This window comes from Nocardia mexicana NBRC 108244, from assembly GCF_001613165.1.
GTDB classification, from domain to species: domain Bacteria; phylum Actinomycetota; class Actinomycetes; order Mycobacteriales; family Mycobacteriaceae; genus Nocardia; species Nocardia mexicana.
On record NZ_BDBV01000115.1, the window covers coordinates 1 to 17649 of the forward strand.

Annotated in this window: 23 protein-coding genes; 7 read left to right on the forward strand and 16 right to left on the reverse strand. The window is 68.4% G+C overall.

Going from position 1 to position 17649, the window contains the following annotated elements:
- The 5 genes from NM1_RS35830 to NM1_RS35850 all read right to left on the reverse strand — a co-directional run.
- Nucleotides 1-192: hypothetical protein (locus tag NM1_RS35830; protein ID WP_157124065.1), on the reverse strand; the 192-nt coding region annotated here is incomplete at its 3' end.
- A gap of 111 nt (nt 193-303) precedes the next feature.
- Nucleotides 304-696, reverse strand: a complete 393-nt coding sequence (locus NM1_RS35835; protein WP_068030784.1) for a nitroreductase/quinone reductase family protein — start codon at nt 694-696, stop codon at nt 304-306.
- A 24-nt stretch (nt 697-720) separates the two neighbouring features.
- On the reverse strand, nt 721-1335 hold the full coding sequence (locus tag NM1_RS35840; protein ID WP_068030786.1) for an NAD(P)H-binding protein: 615 nt from the start codon (nt 1333-1335) through the stop codon (nt 721-723).
- Nucleotides 1336-1355: 20 nt separating this feature from the next.
- Nucleotides 1356-2306 carry a M56 family metallopeptidase gene (locus NM1_RS35845; protein ID WP_068030789.1) on the reverse strand — a complete coding sequence of 317 codons (951 nt, stop codon included), beginning with the start codon at nt 2304-2306 and terminating at the stop codon, nt 1356-1358.
- Nucleotides 2303-2674: a BlaI/MecI/CopY family transcriptional regulator gene (locus NM1_RS35850; protein ID WP_068030792.1), complete on the reverse strand. Its 372-nt coding sequence runs from the start codon at nt 2672-2674 to the stop codon at nt 2303-2305. The genes NM1_RS35845 and NM1_RS35850 overlap by 4 nt, the downstream gene beginning before the upstream one ends.
- 446 nt (nt 2675-3120) lie before the next feature.
- Between NM1_RS35850 and NM1_RS35855 the strand changes: the two genes are divergently transcribed.
- Nucleotides 3121-3912, forward strand: coding sequence for a helix-turn-helix domain-containing protein (locus NM1_RS35855; RefSeq protein WP_068030845.1), 792 nt, complete (start codon nt 3121-3123; stop codon nt 3910-3912).
- An 81-nt stretch (nt 3913-3993) separates the two neighbouring features.
- On the opposite strand, the gene NM1_RS35860 is transcribed toward NM1_RS35855, so the two are convergent.
- Complete coding sequence (locus tag NM1_RS35860) at nt 3994-4719, reverse strand: methyltransferase domain-containing protein (RefSeq protein WP_068030795.1); 726 nt, start codon at nt 4717-4719, stop codon at nt 3994-3996.
- 107 nt (nt 4720-4826) lie between these two features.
- Between NM1_RS35860 and NM1_RS35865 the strand changes: the two genes are divergently transcribed.
- The 3 genes from NM1_RS35865 (at nt 4827) to NM1_RS35875 (ending at nt 7462) form a co-directional block, all read left to right on the forward strand.
- Complete coding sequence (locus NM1_RS35865) at nt 4827-5387, forward strand: TetR/AcrR family transcriptional regulator (protein ID WP_068030798.1); 561 nt, start codon at nt 4827-4829, stop codon at nt 5385-5387.
- A gap of 61 nt (nt 5388-5448) precedes the next feature.
- On the forward strand, nt 5449-6090 hold the full coding sequence (locus tag NM1_RS35870; protein WP_068030801.1) for a PadR family transcriptional regulator: 642 nt from the start codon (nt 5449-5451) through the stop codon (nt 6088-6090).
- 166 nt (nt 6091-6256) lie between these two features.
- Nucleotides 6257-7462 carry an FAD-dependent monooxygenase gene (locus NM1_RS35875; RefSeq protein WP_068030804.1) on the forward strand — a complete coding sequence of 402 codons (1206 nt, stop codon included), beginning with the start codon at nt 6257-6259 and terminating at the stop codon, nt 7460-7462.
- Between the two features lie 214 nt (nt 7463-7676).
- On the opposite strand, the gene NM1_RS35880 is transcribed toward NM1_RS35875, so the two are convergent.
- Complete coding sequence (locus tag NM1_RS35880; RefSeq protein ID WP_068030807.1) at nt 7677-9719, reverse strand: MDR family MFS transporter; 2043 nt, start codon at nt 9717-9719, stop codon at nt 7677-7679.
- Between the two features lie 211 nt (nt 9720-9930).
- On the opposite strand from NM1_RS35880, the gene NM1_RS35885 reads away from it, so the two are divergent.
- The 3 genes from NM1_RS35885 to NM1_RS35895 are packed head-to-tail and all read left to right on the forward strand — an operon-like array spanning nt 9931 to nt 11692.
- A complete protein-coding gene (locus NM1_RS35885; RefSeq protein ID WP_068030810.1) occupies nt 9931-10806 on the forward strand; it encodes an oxidoreductase in 876 nt (291 codons plus the stop codon).
- A 44-nt stretch (nt 10807-10850) separates the two neighbouring features.
- Nucleotides 10851-11312, forward strand: coding sequence for a transcriptional regulator (locus tag NM1_RS35890; RefSeq protein WP_068030812.1), 462 nt, complete (start codon nt 10851-10853; stop codon nt 11310-11312).
- Complete coding sequence (locus NM1_RS35895) at nt 11309-11692, forward strand: DUF3817 domain-containing protein (protein ID WP_068030814.1); 384 nt, start codon at nt 11309-11311, stop codon at nt 11690-11692. Before NM1_RS35890 ends, NM1_RS35895 begins: the two co-directional genes overlap by 4 nt.
- 82 nt (nt 11693-11774) lie before the next feature.
- Here the strand turns inward: NM1_RS35895 and NM1_RS35900 are convergent, their stop codons facing one another.
- The 9 genes from NM1_RS35900 to clpS all read right to left on the reverse strand — a co-directional run.
- On the reverse strand, nt 11775-12398 hold the full coding sequence (locus NM1_RS35900) for a non-canonical purine NTP pyrophosphatase (protein WP_068030817.1): 624 nt from the start codon (nt 12396-12398) through the stop codon (nt 11775-11777).
- Nucleotides 12399-12433: 35 nt separating this feature from the next.
- Nucleotides 12434-13198 carry a ribonuclease PH gene (gene rph, locus NM1_RS35905; RefSeq protein WP_068030820.1) on the reverse strand — a complete coding sequence of 255 codons (765 nt, stop codon included), beginning with the start codon at nt 13196-13198 and terminating at the stop codon, nt 12434-12436.
- Between the two features lie 42 nt (nt 13199-13240).
- Nucleotides 13241-14005 carry a cyclic nucleotide-degrading phosphodiesterase gene (locus tag NM1_RS35910; protein ID WP_068030823.1) on the reverse strand — a complete coding sequence of 255 codons (765 nt, stop codon included), beginning with the start codon at nt 14003-14005 and terminating at the stop codon, nt 13241-13243.
- A gap of 69 nt (nt 14006-14074) precedes the next feature.
- Nucleotides 14075-14779, reverse strand: coding sequence for a rhomboid family intramembrane serine protease (locus tag NM1_RS35915; RefSeq protein WP_373864091.1), 705 nt, complete (start codon nt 14777-14779; stop codon nt 14075-14077).
- 135 nt (nt 14780-14914) lie between these two features.
- The gene (locus tag NM1_RS35920; protein WP_068030829.1) at nt 14915-15877 is read right to left on the reverse strand and encodes a PLP-dependent cysteine synthase family protein; all 963 of its coding nucleotides are present in this window, start codon (nt 15875-15877) and stop codon (nt 14915-14917) included.
- Nucleotides 15878-15882: 5 nt separating this feature from the next.
- Nucleotides 15883-16161, reverse strand: a complete 279-nt coding sequence (locus NM1_RS35925) for a MoaD/ThiS family protein (protein WP_068030833.1) — start codon at nt 16159-16161, stop codon at nt 15883-15885.
- Nucleotides 16162-16253: 92 nt separating this feature from the next.
- Nucleotides 16254-16676, reverse strand: coding sequence for a M67 family metallopeptidase (locus NM1_RS35930; protein ID WP_068030836.1), 423 nt, complete (start codon nt 16674-16676; stop codon nt 16254-16256).
- A gap of 166 nt (nt 16677-16842) precedes the next feature.
- Nucleotides 16843-17412, reverse strand: coding sequence for an oxidative stress transcriptional regulator AosR (gene aosR / locus NM1_RS35935; protein ID WP_068030839.1), 570 nt, complete (start codon nt 17410-17412; stop codon nt 16843-16845).
- A 22-nt stretch (nt 17413-17434) separates the two neighbouring features.
- Nucleotides 17435-17649, reverse strand: a 215-nt coding sequence (clpS, locus tag NM1_RS35940; RefSeq protein WP_068030842.1) for an ATP-dependent Clp protease adapter ClpS, incomplete at its 5' end; no start/stop codon positions are given.

Consider the following 17649-nt stretch of genomic DNA (forward strand, 5'->3'; position numbering starts at 1 on the left):
GGTCGACGCGGGCCGGGCGCCGGTCGACGTGGCCGGGGCGGCCGTGTCCTTGTCCGACCGGTCGAGCAGCACCCCCACCAGAGCTGCCACCGCGATGACGGCCACGACCACGGCCAGGACGGCCACATTGCGCGCGGTGTTGTTCCCCCTGTTCGGCGGCTCGATCGGCGGCCGACTGTCCGGTGACTCCATCGTCGGAACCCTTTCGTTGCACCAGCGTCGTGGACGCTGACCCGAAAAGCCCGGTCACCTGGGACGATACCGAACGAGGCGGCACCGGTGGCGCTGTGACGCGCCCGCCGATCAGTCCAGATCGATGCGCACCGACAGCAGATCGGTGCCGAACGCCGCCACCACGGTGCTGTTGGCCCGCGGCAGCGCCTTCAGCCGTGCTCGCGGGTCATCGTCGGGTGCCACGTGCGCGGTGCCGGTGTGCCACTGCCCGTGCAGGCGCAGCCGCACCCGGTTGTCGGCCCGGATATTGCGGATGTACTGGGACCGCTCGCCGAATTCTGAGACGAACCAGAACGAGTTGCCGCTGCGCCGCCCGCCGATCGGGGTGATCCGCGGCTGTCCGCTCACGCGGCCCGTGGTCTCCAGCAGGGTCTGTGCGCCCAGCCGCCGCAGCATCGGATTGCCGACATTGCGCTGGAACGTTGTCACCAGTCGGTGCTGGATATCGCGCCGATTCACCATGGCCCGACGGTAACACCGGCGCCGTTACCGCACGGGTTCGAAATCCGTCTGCCCGGTGTCGGTGAGCGCGTAGATTCCCGAGGCGAGATCGAGGGCGGTGACGGTGCGGGCCGCGGCCTCGTCGATGTGGATTCGCGGCGGGTCGGGGAAGTCCCCGGTCTCCGGGTAGTAGGTGTCCGGGCCGTAGAACTGGCCGTACCGCAGCACCACGCCGCCGATTTCGAGGACGGCGGATTCCAGGAATTCCTTGGCCTCCTGGCCTTCTCCACTCATTTCCCAGGCCGCACTCTGCGCCAGAACGCGTTTGGCGCCCGCCGCCTGTGCCGCCGCCAGCAGGTTGGCGGTGCCCTCGCGCCGCATCCGCGCGTTTGCCGCGCGCCCGGCGGGCATCTCGGCGAGATCGTCGGGCAGGTCGGTGAGCTGATGCATCACCATGTCGGGGACGAAGGCGCGCACGGCCTGTTCCAGCGCGGGCGCATCGAACACGTCGCACACCACCGGTTCGGCGCCCATGCCGGCCAGCGCGGGGGCCTTCTCCGCGGACCTGGTCAGCGCGGCCACCTCGGCCCCGACCGCGACCAACAGGGGCGTCAGCCGGACACCCAACACTCCACTCGCTCCAGCCAGAAAGATCCGCACAGCCGCCACCTTAGCTCGACTCACAGCAGGCAGATCAGGATCCCCGAGGCGGCCGTGGCCGCGATCAGCAGCGGCCCGCCGACGCCCAGCGCGATACCGGTGAGAAGACCGGCACGGGTATGGACGTGCCATCCGGAGCGCGGCGCCGCCAGTCGCTCGGCGCGGGCGAGCACGTCCGCTCCGCTGGCGGCCAGCGCCCCGGCGGGCGCCGCGCCGGACAGGGTGAGCAGACCCGACAGCAGCGGCGCGCGACCGTGCCGGCGCACCGCGGCATCGTCGGCGCACATCTCCAGCAGCCGCGCCACCTCCCGCGCGCCGACCGTGCACAGCCGCAGCCGCGGAAACGTCGTCGCCAGCCCGCGCATCACCGCCAGCAGCAAGGGATGCCTGCGTTCGAGATGCGCGTGCTCGTGCGCCAGCACCGCGTCCAGCTCGTCGTCCTGCAGCGCGGCCAGGGCGCCACTGGTGACCACCACGACGTTCGGCGAGCCCGCCACGCAGTAGGCCGCGCGCTCGGCGGTGTCCAGCACTACCAGGTCGGCGACCTCGTGCCGCCGCAGGCGATGCCCGGTCAGCCGCAGCGCGTCGGCGTGCTCGCGGGCCCGCATCCGCATGCGCAGCTGCAGCCGGGCCAGCCGAATGCCGAGCACGATCGCGAGCACCGTCAATGCGCAGATCACCGCCATGAGCCCCAGCTGGGCCGCCAGCCCGGCGTGCCCGGTGGCGATCTCCTCCGCCTCGTGCAGGCCCGAGGCCACCAGCCGGTCCGGATGGAACCAGGTCCGGGTGACGTCGGCCAGTGCCAGCACCAGGCCGACGCTCCAGGATCCGAGGACGCTCACGATCAGTGTCAGCCAGGCCACCACGCCCAGGTGCGGAACGACCCCGTGCCGGTTCAGCCGCGGCAGGATGCGCGGCGCGACCACGGCCACCACGGTGGCGTAGGCGAACAGGCCGACGGCAACGGTCACCTACCGTCCGCCAATCTTCGCAGCGCGGCCCGCAACCGCTCGGATTCCTCCGGGCCGATCTGCTCGATGAAATGTGCCAGCACCAGGTCGGAGCGGCCACCGTCGTGCAGTGCCTCCCGCATCAGCCGGGCGCTGTGCTGCTCGCGGGTCAGGGTCGGCCAGTAGCGAAACGCCTTGCCCTCGCGGCGGCGTTCCAGCCAGCCCTTGCGATGCAGATTGTCCATGGTGGACATGACCGTCGTGTACGCGATCTCGCGTTCAGCGGTCAGCTCGTCGAACAGCTCCCGGACGGTGGTCGGGTCGCCGTCTCGGTTCCAGAGACGGTCCATGACCACCGTCTCGAGTTCCCCGAATCCGCGCGTACGCACAGCACCTCCTAGTCGTCGGCCGCTCCGAATTACCGGGATGGCCCACGTGCATACTATCTACGTACATAGACAGTAGGTCAGGTGGTGCGGCCGCGATATTTACTTGACCGGTCCCGGCAGTATAATCTACTGTCTACGTACGTAGATAGTAGTACAGACCTCGGCGGTCGTTCACCCTCAGCGACCGTCGAACGTCACGATGCAATCGGTCGGTTGTGCGCGCGGCACCGGGGTTTCCCTCATCATCCCTGGTGAATCGCGCGGCGCATGGGGACAACACGCGCCGCACGACGGTCCGCCACGCTCGTGACGAGCACCGCCCCGGGTCCCGGCGCCGGCACGCCGCACCCCGGGGCGGTCGCATGTTCATTCCATGGCAGGTGCCGGAATCGGCCGATACCCCGGAGGGAATAGCGCAGCACCCGCACCGCGGCCAGGATGGGCGCATGACGACAGTGGCGGAACCGGGCCTGTTCGCGCGGGAGCTACGGCGCTGGCGCGGACTGCGGCGCTGGAGCCAGCTGGATCTGGCGATCCGTGCCGACACCACCCAGCGCTACCTGAGCTTTCTCGAACAGGGTCGCTCCCGGCCAGGACGGGCGATGGTGATGCGGCTGGCCGAATCGCTGGGCCTGTCGCTGCGCGAACGGAATGCGCTGTTGCTGGCGGCCGGATTCGCGCCCGCGTTCGGCGAATCCGGTTTGGACGCACCACAATTGGAACCGGTACGGGAGGCGCTGCGCGGAATCCTGGACGGGCACATGCCCTATCCGGCGCTGATCGTCGACCGGCACAGCACCCTGATCGAATCCAACGCCGCCTTCGACGTATTCCTCGACGAGTGCGCGCCCGAACTGCTGCGGCCTCCGATCAATGTCCGCCGACTCGCGCTGCACCCCGACGGCCTCGCCCGGCGGGTGCACAACCTGCCGGAATGGGGCCGCCACGTCACCGAGTCGCTGCGCACCCGGGCCCGGATCAGCCCCGATCCCGAACTCGACGAGCTGATCGCCGAACTGGAGGGATACCTCCCGCGGATCGAGCCCGGCCCCGGATACCTCGGCTTCGCCGTGCCGCTGCGGCTGTGCAGCGACGCGGGCGAGATGTGCCTGATCACCACCCTGACCTCCTTCGCCACCGCCACCGACGTCTCGCTGGCGGAGCTGCATCTGGAGGCGTTCCTGCCCGCCGACGCGGCCACCGCGGAGATCCTGCGCAAGCGCGCGGCACAGCGGTGAAGGGGCGGGCGATACCGCGCGAATCCTGCTGGGCCACAGCGATGTAGCCGGGGCCGACCGGATCGGCCCCGACGCTCGGCATCACCGCGGTTTGCGCGTCGTCAAGATCCCGGTCGCGTATCGGCTCACCGTGAACGACGGCGGCTCGAAACCCACGGTGCGCAGTGTCTCGGCATAGCGCCGCACGTCCACCTCGGCGAGCGGATCCCGCTGCACCGCAGGGTTTTCCACGCCGTGATGCCCCTGGCCGTGCTCCGCCGGTGAGTGCGAGTGCCGCCGAGAGACCCGGCCCATGACACCGACAACGGCCCGCATCAGACCGTTCGGATGTGCATCGGCGAGCAGCAACCGTCCGCCCGGCCGCAGCACCCGCCACATCTCCGCCAGTGCGGCCTCGCGGCGGTCGGCGGCCACGTGATGCATGACGAACGTGCAGGTGACCACATCCAATTCGGCATCGCCGACCGGAAGCGACTGGGCCACACCGACTTCGAACCGGCAATTCGGTTGTCGCGCATGCGCCCTGGCGAATTCGACCATCGGGCCCGACGCATCGACGCCGAGCACGCCGCCTTCCGGACCGACCTTCGCGGCCAGAGCCCTGGCCAATTTGCCTGGGCCGGAACCGATATCGAGCACATGATCGCCGGGAAGCGCACCGCTGGCGGCAGCGAGTTCGGCCACCAGACCGGCATGCCGACCGCCGAAGAGCACGGCGTTCAGAGCGTTGTAGCGGCGCGGGCTGGTGATCAGCAGCCCGGCCTCGTCGGGAACGGTAACGGGAAATACTTGTACGTTTCGGAACATGTGTTCATCATCGGAGGGGGAGCCCCGTTCGACCAGAACCGAAACGGGCGGATCCGTTCGATTCGGAACGGTTCCACGAAAACTGTTCGGAAAGACGGGAGTTCGCGATGCCGCAGCCGACCGACCGCCGGGTGCGCCGCACCCGTCTCGCATTGCATCAGGCGCTGATCGGACTGATGCTCGAGCGCGGCTACGCCCGCGTCACGGTGCAGGACATCCTCGACCGCGCCGACGTCGGGCGCTCCACCTTCTACGCGCACTTCCAGAACAAGGACGACCTGCTGGTCGTCAGCAGCACCGAATACCTGCGCGAGGCGGTGGCGCACACGGTGCCGCGCACGGATCCACCCCTGGCCCCCGTTCGTACACTGCTCCGGCTCGCCGCCGAACACCCCGACCTCTACCGCGCGCTGATCGGCCCGAAAACCGGCACCGTGCCCCTGCGCGCGACCCAGCAGATGATGGGCGACGTACTGGCCGATCACCTCCGCGGTCGGCTCGACATGCCGGAAGGCGAATTCACCGACACCATCGCCTTCCTGTCCTGGGGCCTCGTCGGACTCCTCCAGTGCGTCACCGATCCCGCCCGTCCCACTCCGCCCGATACGGCATTCCGCCGCTTCGAATCGCTGGTCGGCCCCGGTCTCGCCGCCCTCCTGCACACCTAGCGAATACCACTTGCCCCCGAATACTCGTAGACGTATATTCGTAGACGAGTAAGGAGGTGCGATGGCCAAGAAGCGGAAGGTCGGCAATCTGCTGGCCCTGGCGGCGCTCGCGGCGCTGGTCGAGCGGCCGATGCACCGCTACGAGATCGCGGCCGTGCTCAAGCAGCGCGGCAAAGAGCGCGATATGGACATCAAGTGGGGCTCGCTGTACACCGTGGTGCAGAACCTGGAGAAGCACGGCTTCCTCGAGGTCGTCGGCAGCGAGCGCGCGGGCGCGCGGCCGGAGCGCACCATTTACACCATCACCCCGGCGGGCCGCGCCGAGCTCGAGGACTGGACGCGGGAGCTGCTCTCGACACCCGAACCCGAGACCCGCCGGTTCACGGCGGGCCTGTCCATCGCCGCCGTACTTCCGCCCGACGACGTGATCGCCCTACTGAGCGAGCGGCTGGACGGCCTGGACCGGACGATCGCCCGTCTCCGCAGCGACCTCGCGCAGACCGCCGCGGTGCCGCGGCTGTTTCTCATCGAAGACGAATACGACATCGCCATGCTGCAAGCCGAGGCCGCCTGGGTGCGCTCGCTGCGCGACGAACTGACGTCCGGGACCTTCCCCGGCGTGGACCTGTGGCGGCAATGGCACGCCGAGGGAATAGCGCCCGCCGAGGTCGTCGAGCGGGTCGAAAGGGGGGAATTCACATAGAAACCGGGCCCGGAGAGGTGCGGCAACACCTCGCCGAGCCCGATCGAATCACCGTCTCGAACCGCATTCACACAGGCGAACCCGGACCGAGTTTGGCAACTACAGGATAACTGGGCTCCCTGCACGTGGATCGGTGCGGACATCCGAACCCACAAGGGAGAAACTCATGTCCATTCGGACCGCTCTGGTCATCGGCGGCGGCATCGCCGGACCGGTGACCGCCACCGCACTGCACAAGGCGGGCATCGAGGCCCGCGTCTACGAGGCGTACCCCGGGCCTGCCTACAACATCGGGAGCGCGCTCGGCTTCGCCCCCAACGGCCTGGCCGCCCTGGATATCGTCGGCCTCGGCGATGCGCTGCGCAAGGCCGCGCTGCCCATGACCAACACCGTGATGTCGCTGGGGCACAAGCAGATCGCCGCACCCGCGCCCGCCACGCTCGAACCGCTGCACGTGGTCGACCGCAGCGCCCTGCACGAGGTATTGCACGACGGGGCCGTCGCGGCGGGCGTGCCGTTCGAGTACGGCAAGAAGCTGGTCGGCGTCGACGAGCACGGCGACGGCGTCACCGCCCGCTTCGCCGACGGTTCCTCGGCCACCGCCGATCTGCTGATCGGGGCGGACGGCATCAAGTCGAAGGTCCGCGCCCTCATCGATCCGAAGGCGCCGACCGCCGAATACCTCGGCATGCTCGGCTTCGGTGCCTACACCGAGTGCTCGTTCGAAGTCCCGCCGCAGACAATGGTTTTCGCCTACGGCAAGAACGCCTACTACCTGTACTGGTCGCTGCCCGACGGGCGCGTCGGCTGGGGAGTCAATCTGCCCCACAAGCAGTACATGTCGCTGACCGAGGCACAGCGGGTTCCGGCCGAACAATGGCTGCGCATCCTGCGGGAGACCTACGGCGACGACGTGCCCGGTGGCGAACTGGCCCGCAACACCACCCCCGAGGAGCTGGTGTCGGTCGGCGCGCTGCACATCATGCCGCCGGTGCCGACCTGGTACCGCGGGCGGCTGGTGCTGGTCGGCGACTCGGTGCACGCGCCGTCGAACAGCACCGGCCAGGGCGCGTCGCTGGCCATCGAGAGCGGCATCCAGCTGGCCCGCTGCCTGCGCGACTTCGACGATCCCGCAACGGCTTTCGCCGCCTACGAGCGGATCCGCCGCCCGCGGGTCGAGAAGATCGCGGCCCGCGGCGCCAAGATCAGCCACAGCAAGACCATGGGCCCGGTCATGCGCCGGATGATGCCGGTCCTGATGCCCGCAATGGCCAAACTGATGAAGATGGAGGAAACCATGACCCGCGAACAGAGCTACACCATCGACTGGGACGCCCCCGTCGACGTGCGAGCCGAACTCGCCCGAAGCTGACGCAGAGGGCCGGTCCAACTACTCCGTACCCCGTCGTTCCGGCCCACTAGCTTCCCACTCCCTATACGTCCGGCCCAGCGGCTTCCGCACTCCGTGTAGCTCCGGCCCACTGACCTCTCGTTCCCCGCAGCTCCGAACCACCTGCTTCCCATTCCCCGCAGTTCCGGCCCACTGCTTCTCATTCCCCGTAGTTCCGGCGCGCTTTTTGCCGGAACTACGGGGCAGCATGTGCAGGCAATGCCCCCGGCCTGTCCGCCTCGTCCAGCAGCTTCGCGGCGATATTGTCCAGGGCACGATCGAGCAGGAGGCGGTCCTCGGGGTCCGAGCAGTCCCAGTCGTCGAGGTAGTCGCACAGCCACTGGCGCCATGCGGCGAAAATCCGGTCGAACTCGCCCTGCCCCGCAGCGGTGAGATCGATCAGCTCACCGTCGAATTCGACATAGCCGTTGCGAACGGCCCGCTCGTACACCGGTTCCAGCACCTCCGGCGGCATCCAGTGGGCGCGGGCGATCGCCGCCAGCGTGGCCCCGCCGCGCACCCGGTTCAGCATCTCCACCTGCCCGATCGCCCAGGCCTGATCGCGGGTCAGCGAGCTCTCCGCGGCCGCCAGGATGCGCGGATCGGGCAACTCGTCGTCGCGCAGTCTGCGCATCACGCTGGCCAGCGAATGTTCCAGCCGCACAACGCGGTCCACGGAATCCGGCACCGCGAAACCGCCACCGACGTCGGTGGCCTCTGCGCGGGCGCTGTCGCGCAGCGGCACCTGCTTGAGGAACCACGCCACCAGGAATCCGAGCACCGCCACCGGAACCACCCAGCGGAATACGTGGTCGATGGTGTGGGCATAGGCGTCGATGATCGGAATCCGCTGCGCCTCCGGAAGTTCCCGCAGCAGTTGCGGATTGCCCGCGGCGGCCGGGGGAATCCCGGGATCCTGGGCGAGCGCCCCGGTCAGATCCTTCCCGATCTGGTTGCTGTACAGCGTGCCGAAAATCGCTGTGCCGAAGGTACTTCCGACGGTCCGGAAGAATGTCACGCCGGAGGTGGCGGTGCCGAGGTCGGCGTAGGGCACGGTGTTCTGCACGACGATCGTGAGCACCTGCATGGCCAGCCCGATCCCGAGTCCCAGTATCAGCATGTACAGGGACTCCAGCCAGAAGCCGGTGGTGCGGTCCATGGTCGACATCAGATACAACCCGAGTGCCATCACCCCGGTGCCCGCGATCGGAAAGTACTTGTAGTGCCCGGTCTTCCCGACCACCTGACCGGAGATGATCGAGGTGGTGAACAGCCCCACCACCAGCGGCAGCGTGCGCACCCCGGAGGCGGTGGCCGAAACCCCGTTCACGTACTGCAGATACGCGGGCAGATAGGTCATCGCCCCGAGCATCGCGAAGCCGACGATGAAGCTGAGGATCGAGCAGACGGTGAAGACGTTGCTGCGGAACAGATGCATCGGCAGCATCGGCTCCGTCGCCCGCAGCTCCGCAAAGACGAAGGCCGCCAGGAGAATTGCCGCGGCGACGAACAGCCCGATGATCATCCCGGAGCCCCACGGGTACTCCTGCCCGCCCCATTCCAGCGCCAGGATCAGGCAGCTGACACCGACGGCCACCAGCGCGATCCCCGCGTAGTCGATCGCCGGGCGCACCGCCGCGCGGACGGACGGAATCGCCCGCGCCGCAACGGCGATCATCAGAATCGCAATGGGCACGTTCACGTAGAAGCACCAGCGCCAGCTGGCGTGGTCGGTGAACAGCCCGCCCAGGGTCGGCCCGATCACCGTGGTGACGCCGAAGACCGCACCCAGCGCGCCCTGATACTTGCCGCGCTCGCGCAGCGGGATGACATCGGCGATCAGCGCCATCGCGGTCACCATCAGCCCGCCGGCGCCGACGCCCTGAATGGCGCGGGCGATCACCAGCAGCGTCATGCCGTGCGCCAGCCCGGCGACCATCGACCCGACGATGAAGATCAACCCGCTGAGCTGGAACACCAGCTTCCGGCCGAACAGATCGCCGAACTTGCCCGCCAGCGCGGTCGCCACCGCCTCCGCCAGCAGATAGGAGGTGACCACCCAGGCCATATGTCCGGCACCGCCGAGGTCGGCGACGATCGTCGGCAGCGCGGTGGACACGATGGTCTGGTCGAGTGCGGCCATGAGCATGCCCAGCACGACCGTGCCGAAGACGATATTGGCCCGGGCATGACTCACAGGGGCGGCGGCGGAATCGGTGACTGCGGGAGCTGCGGTCATTAGCTCAGTATGTGCTGCCACGGCGATTTCGTCCGGACGACACGGCAGCCCGCCAGCTCACAGGGGAACTCGATCGGTTTGCTGACCTCGGGGACATAATCGCCCGACAATCACCGACCCAGACACTTTCGCCAGAACTTACTCTGAAGTAAGGTCACCGTGAGAGAATGCACCGACGCTTCTCGTACACGGTAGGTAGTGAGGTCGCACCATGGCGTGGAATCCCAGCGAAATTCCGGATCTGACCGGGCGGACGTTCGTGATCACCGGTGCCAACGGCGGTATCGGCAAGCACACCAGCAGGGTGATCGCCGGCAAGGGCGGCACGGTGGTCATGGCCTGCCGCAACACCGCCAAGGCGCAGGAGATCGCCGACCGCATCGACGGCGACGTGCGGGTGGCCGCCCTCGACCTGGCCGACCTCGCGTCGGTCCGCGAGTTCGCCGAGCAGACCGGCGAATTCGACGTGCTGATCAACAACGCCGGGCTGATGAACATCCCGTTCTCGCGCACCAGGGACGGGTTCGAAACCCAGTGGGGCGTCAACCATCTCGGCCATTTCGCGCTGACCGGGCTGCTGCTGGACCGCATCCGCGACCGGGTGGTCTCGCTGGCCAGCATCGCGCACCGGCAGACGCCGAAGCTCTGGGTGGACGACCTGAACTACGAGCACCGCAAGTATCAGCGCAACCTGGCCTACGCCCAGGCCAAGCTGTCCAATCTGATGTTCGCGCGCGAGCTGCAGCGGCGGCTGGCCGAATCCGGTTCGAGCAAGCGCTCCTACGCCGTGCACCCCGGGGTCTCGGCGACCGACCTGTTCACCCGGACCGAGACGCCGATCGACCGGATCGCCAAGCCGTTCATCGCGATGGTCGGCCACTCCCCCGCCAAGGCCGCGCAGTCCACCGAGTTCGCCGCCACCATGCCCGATGCCGACCCGAACATCTACTGGGGCCCGACCCGGCTCTTCGGCGCGCAGGGCCCGGTGAAGCCCTCGCCGTCGAGCAAGCTGTCGAACGATCGCGAGCTGTGGCGGCGGCTGTGGGAGGAATCCGAGCGGCTGACCGGAGTCACCTACAAGTTCTGAGCCTGCCACTACGTATCGTGTAGTAGACGAGTACCGTGGTAGGCGTGTCCGCCCCACACCGTCGCCCGGCTCTGATCATTCTGGTGGTCGTTGCCGCGCTGGCCTGCCTGGCCCTCGGCTGGTGGCAGTGGGGGCGGTTCGAGTCGGCGACCGGGACGGCACAGAATCTCGGCTATGCGCTGCAGTGGCCGTTGTTCGCGGGATTCGTGGTGTTCGCGTACTTCCGTTTCGTGCGCCTGGAGCGCGACACCGGCGAGGGCGAGCCGGAATCGCCCGACGCGGACAGCTCCGCCGCACGGATCCGTAAGAACACGAAACCCGTTGCGCCACGCGAAATTCCGGCGGGCCTCCTGCCCGAGCGACCGACCGCGCCGCGCGACGACGACCCGGTCCTGGCCGAATACAACCGGTACCTCGCCGAACTGAACGCGCAGGACATGGACCAGCAGATGCGCACCGCCGGACTCGACACCCGCACCACGATCACCGAGAGGAGCGCCGGTTGAGCGCCACGGACAACTCCACCGATACCGCCGGGCCGGAGGCTCAGGCCCCGAAGCCGACCGCCGCGGCCGACGCCGCGAAGGTCAAGCCCGCGCTGCTGCGGTATCGGGCGCTCGCCTGGACCACCGGCCTCTGGCTGCTGCTGCTCACCGCGGAGATGATCGCCAAGTACGGGTTCGACGTCGACACCCCGAGCTGGATCGCGGTCGTGCACGGCTGGGTCTACTTCATCTACCTGATCGTCACCGCCGACCTCGCGATCAAGGTGCGCTGGCCGATCGGCCGCACCATCGGCACCCTCCTCGCCGGCACCATCCCCTTCCTGTCCTTCTACGTCGAACACGTCAACGCCAAACAGGTCAAGCAGACCTACAACCTCTGACCAATCCGGCGCCGTGCCGGGAATATGGGACGACACGGCATGCCTGGATAAGGGGCGGCACGCACACTATGGCCGGTGTGGCTCAGGGCTCGGCGAGGGCCGCCAGGGCGGGGAGCAGGGCACGCAGGGCGCGGCCGCGGTGGGAGGCGGCGTCCTTTTCGGCGGGGCCCAGCTGGGCCGAGGTGAGCGTGCCGCCGTCGGGGACGAACAGCGGGTCGTAGCCGAAACCGTTGTCACCTACCGGTTTCCGGCCGATCGCGCCCGGCCATTCACCGACCACGACGACCTCGCGGCCGTCGGCGACAAGGGCGCAGGCGGAGACGAAACGCGCACCGCGGCGGGCGTCGGGGACGTCGGTGAGCTGGCCCAGCAGCAGCTCGTTGTTGGCCGCGTCGTCGCCGTGGCGGCCGGACCAGCGCGCCGACAACACGCCTGGCATCCCGTTCAGCGCATCCACGGCCAGGCCGGAATCGTCTGCGACACAGGCCAACCCGGTGGCCGCGGCCCCGTCGCGCGCCTTCGCGAGTGCATTCTCCTCGAAGGTCGCACCGGTTTCCGGCGCCTCGTCGTAGGGCGGCACCTCGTTCAGCCCCACGATCTCCAGGCCCTCGATCCCGGCCTCCGCGAGGATACGGCGCAGCTCGACCAGCTTCTTGGCGTTGCGGCTGGCGACCAGCACCCGCCGCGTCCCGGCGCTCGCCTCCACCCCGGAGGCCCCGCGACCACCGCCGCCGGGCTCCGTCACTTCTTCTTCTCCGGCTCCGGCAGCACGCCCGGATACGGCTGCGCCAGCGCCTCCTTCTGCACCGCGAACAGCTGCTCACAACCCGCCAGCGCGGAATCCAGCAGCTTGTCGAGAGTGGAGCGCGGGAAGGTGGCGCCCTCGCCGGTGCCCTGGATCTCCACCAGCGTGCCGGTGTCGGTGGCGACGACGTTCATGTCGACCTCGGCGCGCGAATCCTCCTCGTAGGGCAGGTCCAGCCGCACCCGGCCGTCGACCACACCCACGCTGACCGCCGCGATCATGCACGAGATCGGCTGCGGATCGGCGAGCTGCCCGGCCGCGCCCAGATAGGTGACGGCGTCCGCCAGCGCCACGTACGCGCCGGTGATCGCGGCCGTCCGGGTGCCGCCGTCGGCCTGCAGCACATCGCAGTCGAGCGCGATGGTGTTCTCGCCGATCGCGGCCAAGTCGATGCAGGCGCGCAGCGACCGGCCGACCAACCGGCTGATCTCCTGCGTGCGCCCGCCGACCTTGCCCTTCACCGACTCCCGGCCGCTGCGGGTGTGGGTCGCCGCCGGCAGCATCGCGTATTCGGCTGTCAGCCAACCCAACCCGGAGTCGCGGCGCCACGGTGGCACGCCGTCGGTCACGCTCGCGGTGCACATCACCCGCGTCTGCCCGAATTCCACCAGCACCGAACCCGCCGGATGCGTGGTGAACCCCCGGGTGATCCTTACCTCGCGGAGTTCGTCGTCCGCCCTGCCATCGGCTCGTCTAGACACACGAGGCAGCCTAGTGGGAACCTCCGACGAATCCGGACCCGCCTAGATATCTACGACCTCGCCGGGCGACACCGCGTGCACCGGCCCGCTGAACTGTTCCTTCGCCTCCGCGATCACATCCTCGCGCGAGGTCCACGGCGGGATGTGGGTGAGCAGCAACTCGCCGACGCCGGCCCGCGCGGCGATCATGCCCGCCTCGGTTCCCGAAAGATGAATCCCCGGTGGCCGATTGTCCGGGTCGTGCGTCCACGACGCCTCCGACAGCAGGATGTCGGCGCCCTGCGCGAGTTCGAAGACCGCCGGGCACAGCGCCGTGTCGCCGGTGTAGACCAGGGTGCGCCCGGTGGCCGTGGTGAGCCGCAGGCCGTAGGACTCCGGCGGGTGGTACATGCGCCGCGCCAAAACGGTGTGCCCCGGGCCGAAGGTGATCTTGTCGCCCTCCGACCAGGGCCGCATATCGATCACATCGGACCAGTCGTCGCATTGGCCGCCGATCTCGGCCGAGGCGTTGCCGATTCGCAGCGAGGTATCCGACGGTCCGTAGACGATCGCGCGCCCGCTCGGCGGATTCGGGTGATAGCGCCGCCACACCAGCAGGCCCGGCAGGTCCAGGCAGTGGTCGGCGTGCAGATGGGTGAGGAAGATATCGACCTCACCGGGATCCTGATAGCGCTGCAGTGCCCCCAGCACACCCGGTCCGAAGTCGATGACCGTCGGCGTCATGTCCGGGCCGGTGAGCAGATAACCCGACGCTGGGGAATCCGGGCCGGACACACTGCCCGAACACCCGAGGACGGTGAGGCGCATTCCCCCATGCTGCCACGCTGCATTTTCACTCAAGAGGGGATCCCCCAAACCACCGGCCGGGCTCCGCGATCACCCCGGCGACGCGGAGCGGCCGACACTACCTCCGCGGCGACGACGACGTTCATCCCCGGAGAGTACCCAACCGGCAACCAGTCCACCCACCGCCCCGAAAAGATGCCCTTGCCAAGAGATTCCGGGCTGTCCGGGCAGCACACCCCACAGAATCGACCCGTACAGCAACCCCACGACCACGCCGATCAGTATCTGCCAGAGGTTTCGGGCGAATATCCCGCGGGAGATCAGATAGGTCAGCCATCCGAAGACGAGCACCGAGGCACCGACGTGCACGGAGTTGGGGTCGCCCGTGAGCCAGGTTCCCGTTTCGCCCACCAGCCAGACGATCGCGGTCGCCGCCAGCCCGCGGCCGATCCCGGTCAGCAGCGTCAGCAGCCCCAGCACGATGACCGGCAGCGTATTGCCCAGAAGATGCGCCCAGTCGGCGTGCAGCAGCGGGCCGAACGCGATGCCGCTCAGCCCGTCGGCGGTGCGGGGGCGCACACCCTCCTGTTCGAGTCGGCCGTCGGTGAGGGTGTCGACGCCCTCGATGGCGTACAGCAACGCGACGAAGGCCAGGGTCATCGCGATCGCCCGCTGCCACAACAGCTTCAGGGCGGGCGAGGAGCTACCCCGCTGCGGGACCGCGGATTTCCCCTGCTGCCCGCGCAATGCCGCGATCCGATCGGGATCGAACGACGAACCCATGCCGCTGGTCATCGCAATCGCCTCCTTGCGGGGAGCCCGGCCCGCGCTGCGGCGGGGACTACACAACCGGACTCCACACACCGAGCGTACCGAGATGTGCGCACGCCCCGTCACCGCCGGAACTCGGAAATGACGAGACCGGTCGATCTACGCCCAGAGTTGACCGTCGAGTTTGTCTTCCGCTTCCTCGAGCGTGCCCTCGTATGCCCCGGTGGACAGATACTTCCAGCCGCCGTCGGCGACCACGAACGCGATATCCGCCCGTTTACCGGCCTTGCGTGCCTTGTTCCCCACCCCGAGCGCGGCGTGCAGGATCGCGCCGGTCGAGATGCCCGCGAAGATCCCCTCCTCGGACACCAATTCCCGGGTGCGGCGCACCGCGTCGTAGGGCCCGACCGAGAACCGCGACGTGAGCACCGATTCGTCGTACAGCTCGGGGACGAAGCCCTCCTCGAGATTGCGCAGGCCGTACACCAGTTCGCCGTAGCGGGGCTCGGCCGCGACGATATCGATTCCGGGCACCTTCTCGCGCAGGAAGCGCCCGGTGCCCATGAGCGTGCCGGTGGTCCCCAGGCCCGCCACGAAATGCGTGATCTCCGGCAGATCCGCCAGAATCTCCGGCCCGGTGCCCTCGTAGTGCGCCAGCGCGTTCGCGGGATTGCCGTACTGGTACAGCATCACCCAGTCGGGATTCTCGGCCGCGATCCGCTTCGCCTGCGCCACCGCCTGATTGGAGCCGCCCGCCGCCGGCGAGTCGATGATCTCCGCGCCGAACATGGTCAGCAGCTGCCGGCGTTCCACCGAGGTGTTCTCCGGCATCACGCAGACCAGGCGATACCCCTTCAGCTTGGCCGCCATGGCCAGCGAGATACCGGTATTGCCGCTGGTCGGCTCGAGAATCGTGCAGCCCGGCCGCAGCGTTCCGGCCGCCTCGGCCTGCTCGATCATCCGCAGCGCGGGACGGTCCTTGATCGACCCGGTCGGATTGCGGTCCTCGAGCTTGGCCCACAACCGGACGTGATCGTCGCCGTCCCACTGCGGGGACAACCGGCGCAGGCCCACCAGCGGCGTATTGCCGAGGGTCTCGATCAGAGATTCGTAGCGTGCCACGGTAATTAGCGAGCGCCGCCGGCGACGGCGGGAAGAATCGTCACGGTGCCGCCCTCGGGCACCTCGGCCTCCAGCCCGCCCGCGAAGCGCACGTCCTCGTCGTCGACATAGATATTGACGTAGCGGTTCAGCTTGCCGTCGGACAGCAGCCGCTCCTTCAGGCCCGCGTAGTTGCCGTCGAGGTCGTCGATGACGGCGGCGAGGGTGGCGCCGGTGGCCTGCACCCGCTTCTCACCCCCGGTCAGGGTGCGCATGATGGTCGGGATGGACACGGTGACCGACATTAGTGCTCCTTGATCTGGTCGGGATGGCTCGCACCTTTGGCCGACATTAGTGCTCCTAGTTCTGGTCGGGATGGCTCGCGGCTTTGGACGGCTCAGGCGTTCGAGTAGGCGGGCACGATCTGCACGGGTTCCTCGGTGACCACGCCGTCGACGATCCGGTAGCTGCGCAGCTCGTGCTGTTCCGGATCCCGGGTGGAGACCAGCACGTAGTGCGCGTTCGGCTCGGAGGCGTAGGAGATGTCGGTGCGGCTCGGGTAGGCCTCGGTCGCGGTGTGCGAGTGGTAGACGACCACCGGTTCCTCGTCGCGGTCGTCCATCTCGCGCCACACCCGCAGCTGTTCGCCGGAATCGAACCGGTAGAACGTGGGCGAGCGTTCGGCGTTGATCATCGCCACGAATCGCTCGGGACGGTCGGAACCCTCGGGCCCGGCGATGATCCCGCACGCCTCGTCCGGATGATCCGCGCGCGCATGCGCCACCATCGCGTCCACGAGGTCGGCCCTGATCACCAGCACAGTCGAATTCCTTCCGCTCGCCGTTCGTCAACGGCCCAGAATATGCACCTATTCCCGGGCCGACGGCCGCAGCCCCCGAATTTCCCGCGCGGGATCGGAAAATGTGCTAGTCGCGGTGACTGTCAATAGTTATATGCAGTGAGATTCATATCCGGCGCCGGTGCATTCATGGGGCGAGCGCCTGCAGCAGCGAGTCCTGCATCCAGGTGAGCCAGTGATAGACGTCCAGATGCGGCGCGCGCGGATCGTTCGGGTCCAGCTGTTCGGGCGTGTCGGAGTCGATGCCGAGGGCGGTGCCCAGGGCCAGGCGAACGTCGTTGAGCGCGGTGAGCCAGGCATCTGCCTGCTCCGGGGTGAGCACGATCTTGCCGCCCTCGGCCGGGAGGGTCTCCAGCACCACCGCACCTGCGGCCACCTTGGCCTCGATGATGTCGGGCTCGTGCAGGCCGCGCAGCGCGCTGTTGAGATCGGCGCGGTCGGCATCGGGGGATCCGGGCTCGGACCGGTGGAACTCCGGGAGTAATCGGGCCAGTCGGGGGTCGTCGGGAGGGGTGGTATTGCCGCTGCGCAGCCCGGTCAGTGCGGTCAGATCGTCCTCGGGCGCCGACTGCGCCCGGTCGTTCAGCAGCCCGGTGACCGCGCCCACCAGCGAGCGCAACACCTCCGCCTCCCGCGCGTCCATCTCCGACCGCAGCTTGAGCCCGCTCAGCGAGTTCTTCCTGCTCCACTTGCGCACGGGGCTACGGTAGTCGTCGCGGTCAGTCGTCACGCTGCATGGTCGCCCATAGTCCGGCCGCGTGCAGGCGCTGCACGTCGTGTTCCATCTTGTCCCGCGAGCCGGACGACACCACCGCCTTGCCCTCGTTGTGCACCTTGAGCATCAATTCGGTTGCCTTGGCTTTGCTGTAGCCGAACAGCTTCTGGAAGATGTAGGTCACGTAGTGCATCAGGTTGACCGGATCGTCCCAGACCA

Bases quoted from the DNA above. Each gene is read 5' to 3' on its own strand.
- NM1_RS35865 (WP_068030798.1), top strand. From the start codon at position 4,827: ATGCCGCAGCCGACCGACCGCCGGGTGCGCCGCACCCGTCTCGCATTG.
- NM1_RS35835 (WP_068030784.1), bottom strand. From the start codon at position 696: ATGGTGAATCGGCGCGATATCCAGCACCGACTGGTGACAACGTTCCAG.
- NM1_RS35870 (WP_068030801.1), top strand. From the start codon at position 5,449: ATGGCCAAGAAGCGGAAGGTCGGCAATCTGCTGGCCCTGGCGGCGCTC.
- NM1_RS35915 (WP_373864091.1), bottom strand. From the start codon at position 14,779: ATGACCAGCGGCATGGGTTCGTCGTTCGATCCCGATCGGATCGCGGCA.
- NM1_RS35880 (WP_068030807.1), bottom strand. From the start codon at position 9,719: ATGACCGCAGCTCCCGCAGTCACCGATTCCGCCGCCGCCCCTGTGAGT.
- NM1_RS35910 (WP_068030823.1), bottom strand. From the start codon at position 14,005: ATGCGCCTCACCGTCCTCGGGTGTTCGGGCAGTGTGTCCGGCCCGGAT.
- NM1_RS35885 (WP_068030810.1), top strand. From the start codon at position 9,931: ATGGCGTGGAATCCCAGCGAAATTCCGGATCTGACCGGGCGGACGTTC.
- NM1_RS35860 (WP_068030795.1), bottom strand. From the start codon at position 4,719: ATGTTCCGAAACGTACAAGTATTTCCCGTTACCGTTCCCGACGAGGCC.
- NM1_RS35925 (WP_068030833.1), bottom strand. From the start codon at position 16,161: ATGTCGGTCACCGTGTCCATCCCGACCATCATGCGCACCCTGACCGGG.
- NM1_RS35855 (WP_068030845.1), top strand. From the start codon at position 3,121: ATGACGACAGTGGCGGAACCGGGCCTGTTCGCGCGGGAGCTACGGCGC.
- NM1_RS35875 (WP_068030804.1), top strand. From the start codon at position 6,257: ATGTCCATTCGGACCGCTCTGGTCATCGGCGGCGGCATCGCCGGACCG.